The 7,433-nt window shown below is 49.4% G+C and carries 7 protein-coding genes; 2 read left to right on the top strand and 5 right to left on the bottom strand.

Annotated features, from left to right (window positions below):
- Positions 1 to 1,366: alpha-amylase (locus HKN79_07670; GenBank protein NNC83439.1), on the bottom strand; the 1,366-nt coding region annotated here is incomplete at its 3' end.
- A 43-nt stretch (positions 1,367 to 1,409) separates the two neighbouring features.
- On the opposite strand from HKN79_07670, the gene HKN79_07675 reads away from it, so the two are divergent.
- A complete protein-coding gene (locus HKN79_07675; GenBank protein ID NNC83440.1) occupies positions 1,410 to 2,747 on the top strand; it encodes an MATE family efflux transporter in 1,338 nt (445 codons plus the stop codon).
- Between the two features lie 15 nt (positions 2,748 to 2,762).
- Here HKN79_07675 and HKN79_07680 read toward each other — a convergent pair whose 3' ends face one another.
- From HKN79_07680 to HKN79_07695, 4 genes are read right to left on the bottom strand one after another with little or no spacing between them, the layout of a single operon-like run.
- Entirely contained in the window at positions 2,763 to 3,416 is a 654-nt protein-coding gene (locus HKN79_07680; protein ID NNC83441.1) for a hypothetical protein, read from the bottom strand.
- 17 nt (positions 3,417 to 3,433) lie between these two features.
- Positions 3,434 to 4,204 carry an SDR family NAD(P)-dependent oxidoreductase gene (locus HKN79_07685; GenBank protein ID NNC83442.1) on the bottom strand — a complete coding sequence of 257 codons (771 nt, stop codon included), beginning with the start codon at positions 4,202 to 4,204 and terminating at the stop codon, positions 3,434 to 3,436.
- Complete coding sequence (locus HKN79_07690) at positions 4,201 to 4,440, bottom strand: hypothetical protein (GenBank protein NNC83443.1); 240 nt, start codon at positions 4,438 to 4,440, stop codon at positions 4,201 to 4,203. The genes HKN79_07685 and HKN79_07690 overlap by 4 nt, the downstream gene beginning before the upstream one ends.
- Positions 4,437 to 6,050 carry an ATP-binding cassette domain-containing protein gene (locus tag HKN79_07695; GenBank protein ID NNC83444.1) on the bottom strand — a complete coding sequence of 538 codons (1,614 nt, stop codon included), beginning with the start codon at positions 6,048 to 6,050 and terminating at the stop codon, positions 4,437 to 4,439. Before HKN79_07695 ends, HKN79_07690 begins: the two co-directional genes overlap by 4 nt.
- 74 nt (positions 6,051 to 6,124) lie before the next feature.
- Between HKN79_07695 and HKN79_07700 the strand changes: the two genes are divergently transcribed.
- Positions 6,125 to 7,381 carry a T9SS type A sorting domain-containing protein gene (locus tag HKN79_07700; protein NNC83445.1) on the top strand — a complete coding sequence of 419 codons (1,257 nt, stop codon included), beginning with the start codon at positions 6,125 to 6,127 and terminating at the stop codon, positions 7,379 to 7,381.
- The last annotated feature ends 52 nt before the right edge of the window (positions 7,382 to 7,433 follow it).

Raw genomic sequence — 7,433 nt, forward strand, 5'->3', positions numbered from 1 at the left:
CCATTTTCCATCGTTCAAGGTCTTCACCGATGCGCGCATAGATGCGGTCCATGTCATGATTGTCTGCAAAAGTGACCAAGTCTTGTGGGGCAGGATAGAGGAAGTCCAGAGCAAGGCAGCGATAGAGTTCCTTCAATCCTTCATCATTCTGAGCATTGCCGTCAAAAGCTTGACCGATGGCCAACTGGAGCGGGAAGTCCATGACCGAGGGTAGGTAGGATCTGTAGCCATCCTCATTGCTGCTGCCATCCTGCCAATACGCAACTCGGGGTACCTCGTAGTTCCATTCTTCACCTACGATGTTGAGCAATGGATACTCGGATAGGATAGCCTTGGCCCATTGGGCCATGAATGTCTTGTCTGCATAGGGATAGGTGTCCTGACGTATGCCGCTCAGCCCTACTTCTTCTATCCACCAGATACTGTTCTGGATCAGATAGGTGGCCATATAGGGATTCTGCTGATTGAGGTCGGGCATCGTCCGTACGAACCAGCCTTTGTTGAAGGCATCTGTATCGTAGTCAGAGGCATAAGGGTCTTGCACGACCTCATGCTGATGGGAGGTCTGGCGATATTCTCCGTTTCCATTGATCCAGTCCTTAAAGGGTAGGTCGTCCATCCACCAGTGCTCACTCCCACAGTGGTTCTCGATCATATCCTGAATGATCTTGATTCCACGTTTCTCTGATTCAGTCACCAATTCCTTGTACTCTTCCAGAGAACCATACCTTGGATCGATGCGGTAGAAATCTGTGGTCGAGTATCCATGATAGGACCACCTAGGCATATCATTCTCCAGAATGGGGTTGATCCATATGGCAGTGAATCCCATCTGATCGATATAGTCTAGATGGTCGATGATGCCCCTCAGGTCCCCGCCATGTCGGCCGCCATGGAAGGAGCGATCGGCCGCTTCTTTCATCTCTTCTACTGTGTCATTCTCTGTATCTCCATTGGCAAATCGATCGGGCGTGATGAGGTAGAGGACATCCGATGCATCGAAGCCTTCACGCGATCCTGAACCAGGTTTTCTTGCCTTCAGCGAGTAGTCCAATGTGATGTTCCAGGTGCCGATCAAGTCAATCTCAAGTGTCCCGGGTTCGGTGTCATTTGCGATAATCAGATCGATGAACACGTAATGCTCACTAGGTCTTGTCGTAGCGATCAACTCCACACCGGCATAGGGTCGGAGCTCTACTTCTGTGTCAGTGTCAAAGTTTCCATGGAGCATGACCTGCACTGTGTCATTGTTCATGCCTACCCACCAATGTGGAGGCTCTACCCGTATCTCAGCTGCGGCTTGTGAAAAGGCATGCAAGGAAAAAAGTGTCAGGTTCAGAAGGAGGAGTAAGGATGTGGCTCGCATATCGGTGACTGAAGCTCAAATGTAGTTCTTTGCTGGGGTGTCCATGCTAAGCATATATCGCACAGATTTCCGGGCCAATCTTCGACTGGCCTGGCCGATCATCCTTGGTCAACTGGGACAGATCTCTGTCAATATCATCGATAATCTGATGGTGGGTGACCTCGGGGCTGAGGCTTTGGCTGCAGTGTCATTGGGTATATCCATCTTCGTCATCTTCCTGGTAGTGGGTATGGGTATCAGTATGGCCTTGCAACCCTTGGTGGCCGAATCGGATGGCATGGGCGATTCTCAAGGAGCCTCCTTCAGCTTCAAGCATAGTCTGGTCATCAATATCATCTTTGCCCTTCTCAGTATTCTCCTCATCGAGTCCTTTATCCCGTTCATGGACCGACTCGGCCAGGACCCTGGAGTTGTAGATCTAGCGATTCCTTACCTACGGGTATGTAGTTGGTCGATGGTCCCTATGATGATCTTCCAAGGATTCCGTGGATTGAGTGAAGGGCTGAGCGAGACTACCGCACCCATGGTGGCCATTCTTTTTGGAAATGTCCTCAATGTACTGGCGAACTATATGCTCATCTATGGGAATTGGGGTGCGCCTGCTCTAGGTGTTGAAGGTGCTGCCTTCGGTACCCTATTCGGTCGCACAGGTATGATGTTATTGCTCATCTTCTTCATGCGGTATTGGAAGACCGGTGGTCACAATCACCTGTGGTCCTATCTCGTGCGAATCGACCCATTCAAATTTTCCAAGTGGTTCTTCAAAAAGGTCCTGAGACTGGGAGTACCTACTTCCTTGCAGATGCTTTTCGAAGTGGGAGCATTTGCTGCAGCTGCATTGATGATGGGAATGATAGGAGCTCCTGAACAGGCGGCCCATCAGATAACGATAAACGCGGTCTCGGCCACCTTCATGGTATGCGTTGGCATATCCGTAGCAGCTACAGTGCGGGTAGGCAATGCTCTGGGCAGGGGTGATGGACTGGGCAAGCGAAGAGCGGGTATAGCCGCCATATTGCAGGTGGTCCTTTTCATGACCTTGGCCGCGGTGCTGATCGGGTGGGCGCGGTACTTTATCCCTGCATTGTATATTGATGATGCACGTGTGATCGAGATTGCGGCAGACCTCTTCTTGATCGCTGCTATTTTCCAGATTTCGGATGGGGTGCAAGTTGCCGCTATTGGAGCCTTACGAGGCCTTCAGGATATCTGGTGGCCCACAGCTATCACCTTCTTCTCCTATCTTTGCATAGGTCTACCCTTCAGTTGGTACTCGGCCTTTGAACTGGATTGGGGGTATCAGGGAATCTGGATAGGATTGCTTATCGGACTCTCTCTCAGTGCCATACTCAATACCATGCGATTCATGCGATTGACCTGAAAGGAAGAAGGTGCTTCAGCCTCTTTCTTTCTCTTCTCTCAGAAGCAGTTTCTTCTCTTGCTGTCTACGCGTGAAGAAGATCAAAATGGTACCTACGACTGTGGGCATGAGCCAGTTATAGATGGGAGTGATGAATATCTCGTTGATCACCGCAAAGGCTGTCATTGCCGCTATGTAGGAGATATACATCCGAGTCATGTGCTCGAACATCCACTGCTTGCGCGAGGCACTCAATCGTCTGATATTCTTCTTGAAGATAAAGTCTAGGATATCGACTATACAGGTGATGAGGAAAATAGCCCCGAATATCAGAGCAACGATTCCCATCCAATGACCTTGGAAGGCCAGGCTCAGACCCCATATGAAGGTGCTTGTGGCCACGATCAGCCCTATCCAATAGATGACCTTTTCCGGTGTTTTGGGTCGGGTCCTTCTTCGATTGGCGAATCTCCATCCCGTTAAGGCCATGTAGAATCCCAGAAAGCCGAACAAGGTGATCAGGGGAGAACCTAGATAGCCTCCTGTGACCACTACAATAAGCCAAGCAGAGAGATAGGTGAATCCTACTACCGCATGGTAGATACCTCCTTTCTTAGTGACTATCTGTGCGAGTCCTGTGAGCGCAACCACAAATCCTGCGACTGCGTGGAGCGATTCGATGAGTTCCATAAGGTGTTTCCTGAATGTCAGTCGAGTTCGCGACTAATATAGAAGCTATTTGCCTGATCGATGGAGGTGACCACCAGATCATTCACACATAGATGGGTGGGCAATTCGGTCACCATATGGATGAGTTGGGCGATATCTTCTCCTCTCATCGGAGTATAGCCTTCATATACCTGTTCCGCCTTCTTTTCATCCCCATGATATCTGACCAGTGAGAATTCAGTCTCAGCAGCTCCGGGTGCGATCTGGGTCACCTTGACACCGGTCCCTAGCAGATCGATACGTAGTCCTTTGGTCAGGGCATCGACTGCGTGCTTGGTCGCGCAGTATACATTTCCACTGGCATAGACTTCTTTTCCAGCTGTACTACCGATGTTGATGATATGGCCGGCCCCGGCCTCTACCATCTGTGGAGCGATGATCCGGGTCATGTAGAGCAGCCCCTTGATATTGGTATCGATCATCCGTTCCCAATCATCGATGCTGCCCTTTTGAAGAGGATCTTTACCTGCGGCCAGTCCAGCATTATTGACAAGGATGTCTATCGGAAGGGAAGTATCGGGGATGGAGTCGATAGCTGCCTTACATGCTTCGAGGTCACGTATATCGAAATTCAACGTGAGGACAAGAGTGCCGTATTCTTCTGAGATCTTCTTCGCTGTTTCTTCCAGTCTCTCTGCTCTTCTTCCTGTCAGAATGAGGGCATGACCATGAGAGGCGAACAGTTCGGCCGTGGCTTGGCCGATGCCTGCCGTAGCTCCAGTGATGAGAACGTTCTTGACCTTTTTCATACTTCTGTTGCGCGATGTGGTCTAAGTGCATCACGTACGGTGAGCATATCCTTACGCTGTACGATCATGAATGCCATGTGATGCATTTCGTTGATGGCTTGGCTGCCGTGATCGGTCATGGCAATACCGTTCGACTGGGCAAATTGATTCAGATGTATGGCGTGATGTTCAGCTGTCCCTCGTGAATCGGGTCCTCTGAAATCCCAGATCAATCGTACATATCCACCTTCAGTCATGCTATCAAGGCCTCGCGTTGGGCTTGGATCTTATCGCTCTCAAGATATTCATCAAAACTCATCATCTTCTCCAGATGTCCGTTCGGCATCAGTTCGATGACTTTATTGGCCACCGTTTGGCAGAACTGGTGGTCATGGGAAGTGAACAGGACTGTGCCTTTGAAATCCTTCAGCGCATTGTTGAGCGCCTGGATGGATTCCAGATCCAAGTGGTTGGTCGGTTCATCCAGGATCAGGAGATTGGCCTCGGCCAACATCATCCGTGAAAGCATACACCGTACCTTCTCGCCTCCGCTGAGCACATTGGCAGATTTGAATATCTCTTCGCCCGAGAAGAGCATCTTGCCCAAGAATCCACGGATGAATACTTCATCCTTGTTGGTGGAGAATTGTCTCAACCAATCGACCAGATTGAGGTCGGTATTGAAGAATTCGTGGTTCTCATTGGGAAGGTATGCTGTAGTGATGGTCTCTCCGAATTTGAAGCTTCCACTATCGGCCCTGCGTTCTCCCATGAGAATGTCGAAGAGGGCAGAGATCGCCATGCTATCCTTGGCCAAGAAGGCGATCTTATCTCCTTTGGTGACGTTGAGATGGAAATCACTGAACAAGGGCCCTGATTCATTGGACGCGCTCAGTCCTTCCACATGCAGTATCTGATCACCAGCCTCTCTCCCTTGATTCAGGATGATAGCCGGATATTTCCGAGAAGAGGGTTGGATATCCTCCACATTGATCTTGTCCAAGAGTTTACGTCTGCTGGTAGCTTGCTTGGACTTGGACGCATTTGCACTGAATCGCTGTATGAATTCCTGCAATTCTTTCTTCTTCTCCTCTGCTTTCTTATTCTGCTGGGAGCGCTGTCTGAGTGCCAGCTGACTGGATTCGTACCAGAAGGAATAGTTTCCGGTAAAGAGCTTGATCTTTCCAAAATCGATATCGGCCACGTGGGTACATACCGTGTCCAAGAAGTGACGGTCGTGTGAGACTACGATCACAGTGTTCTTGAAATTCAGGAGGAAGTCCTCCAACCAGACGACCGTGCGGATGTCCAGATCATTGGTAGGCTCATCCAGAATGAGGATATCTGGATTTCCGAATAAGGCCTGAGCGAGTAGGATACGCACTTTCAAGCTACCCTGTAGGTCCTTGAGAAGGGTATAGTGGTCTTTCTCCTCGATTCCTAAGCCACTGAGGAGCGCGGCCGCATCAGCTTCGGCATTCCAGCCGTCCATTTCGGCAAATTTCTCTTCGAGTTCGGCTGCTTTGATCCCATCCTCGTCAGAGAAATCGGGTTTCATGTAGATGGCGTCCTTTTCCTCTTTGACGGCCCAAAGTTCCTGGTGCCCCATCATTACCGTGTCCAGAGCAGTGACCTCGTCATAGGCATAGTGATCCTGCTTCAGGAAGGAGATCCGCTTTCCGGGTTCTATCTCGATATGTCCCGATGTGGCATCCACCTCATTGGTCAATATTTTGAGGAAGGTCGATTTACCGGCACCGTTGGCACCTATCACACCATAGCAGTTCCCTTGAGTGAATTTGATATTCACTTCATCGAAGAGAATGCGTTTCCCGAATTGTAGGGATATGTTATGAGCTGCTATCATCGCCTGTAATTTAAGGCCGCGAAGGTACGCCTAAAAAGCCTATGAAATGGACAGTTTTAGACTATCTTGCGGGAATGCGGATACTCGTATTCCTATTCTCCTTCAGTCCAATTTTCCTTCAGGCTCAGCCGTGTTTCACGCTGATCCCCGCTTCTTCGGTTTCCTCTATCTCGGAGACGGATACCCATATGTGGTTCGGTACGCAGCAGGACGGCCTCTATCAATGGAATAAGGTGTCCGGAGAAGTGGAATCATTCACTAGCTTGAATAGCAATATCCCTTCTGATCGGATTCACGACCTGTTGTTCTTTGGCAACGACATATGGCTCAGTACAGATAGTTCGGTCCTGAAATTCGACAATGGAGAATTCACTTCATTCACCAGTGTTGACCGAGCCAGATTAGCTGTACGGTCGACTGGTTTACTCATTGTCGCGGATGCACAGACGTACCGGGAATTCGATGGAGACCAGATGGTCTACAGTTATGATCTATTTGAGACCGAAGGCTTGCATTTCAGCTGCGATATCTGTGAGACCACCAGTCATATCAGTGTTTCACCAGATGGCTCGGTCTGGTTGACACATTTCGGCTTCTATGAATTCGATATCCTCCACTATTCGGATGGAAACTGGGAATTGTATGATCATAATGACCCGAGTGCCGATGGGTTGCCCGTTGAATCCTTTGATCCACGGAATTCCATTCTGGCTTTGGAACAAGAGGTACTCGCCACCTCTTGGGGAGGTCTCACCTCATTCGATGGTGCTTTCTGGACATCCCTTCATGGCATCGATACCCTTGGCATCGTATCTCCACCGGACACGATGTACGGCAGTCCTATCAGCTTGGCATTCGATCATGATCAAGGATACTGGACCGCTTCATCGTATCAAGCATTCAATGATATTACCGCCCGGCTTGCTCATTTCGATCAGTCATCATGGCAGCTCTACGCACTTCCTGACACAACCCTCATCCATGATATATGGGCCAGTCCTTTCAATACCCAATTGATCTATGCGGCTACAGAACATGGGCTCTTGAAGATAGATCTGGATTGTACTGTAGGTGTTACATCACAGATCCAGATGAAAAATGGACTGAAGCTTTACCCCAATCCAGTAAATGACCTCTTGACCATCATCCTTCCACATGATATCCTGACCGACTACTGGATAGCTGATAGCCAAGGACAAATCGTGCAGGAAGGAGAATTGGCCAGACAAGAGTCAAGCATAGATGTCAGCAGGATCAAAGAGGGTCAGTATATGCTTCATATGGTGCAGCAGGAGTATATGTACCGATCACCCTTCCTTGTTCTTCGATAGGTAGTCTGTCCCTTCGGGAATAGCATTACATCCATTCCACATACTGTGTGAT

This window comes from Flavobacteriales bacterium, from assembly GCA_013001705.1.
In the GTDB taxonomy this organism is placed as follows: Bacteria; Bacteroidota; Bacteroidia; order Flavobacteriales_D; family JABDKJ01; genus JABDLZ01.

Bases quoted from the DNA above. Each gene is read 5' to 3' on its own strand.
- HKN79_07675 (NNC83440.1), top strand. From the start codon at position 1,410: ATGCTAAGCATATATCGCACAGATTTCCGGGCCAATCTTCGACTGGCC.
- HKN79_07680 (NNC83441.1), bottom strand. From the start codon at position 3,416: ATGGAACTCATCGAATCGCTCCACGCAGTCGCAGGATTTGTGGTTGCG.
- HKN79_07685 (NNC83442.1), bottom strand. From the start codon at position 4,204: ATGAAAAAGGTCAAGAACGTTCTCATCACTGGAGCTACGGCAGGCATC.
- HKN79_07690 (NNC83443.1), bottom strand. From the start codon at position 4,440: ATGACTGAAGGTGGATATGTACGATTGATCTGGGATTTCAGAGGACCC.
- HKN79_07695 (NNC83444.1), bottom strand. From the start codon at position 6,050: ATGATAGCAGCTCATAACATATCCCTACAATTCGGGAAACGCATTCTC.
- HKN79_07700 (NNC83445.1), top strand. From the start codon at position 6,125: ATGCGGATACTCGTATTCCTATTCTCCTTCAGTCCAATTTTCCTTCAG.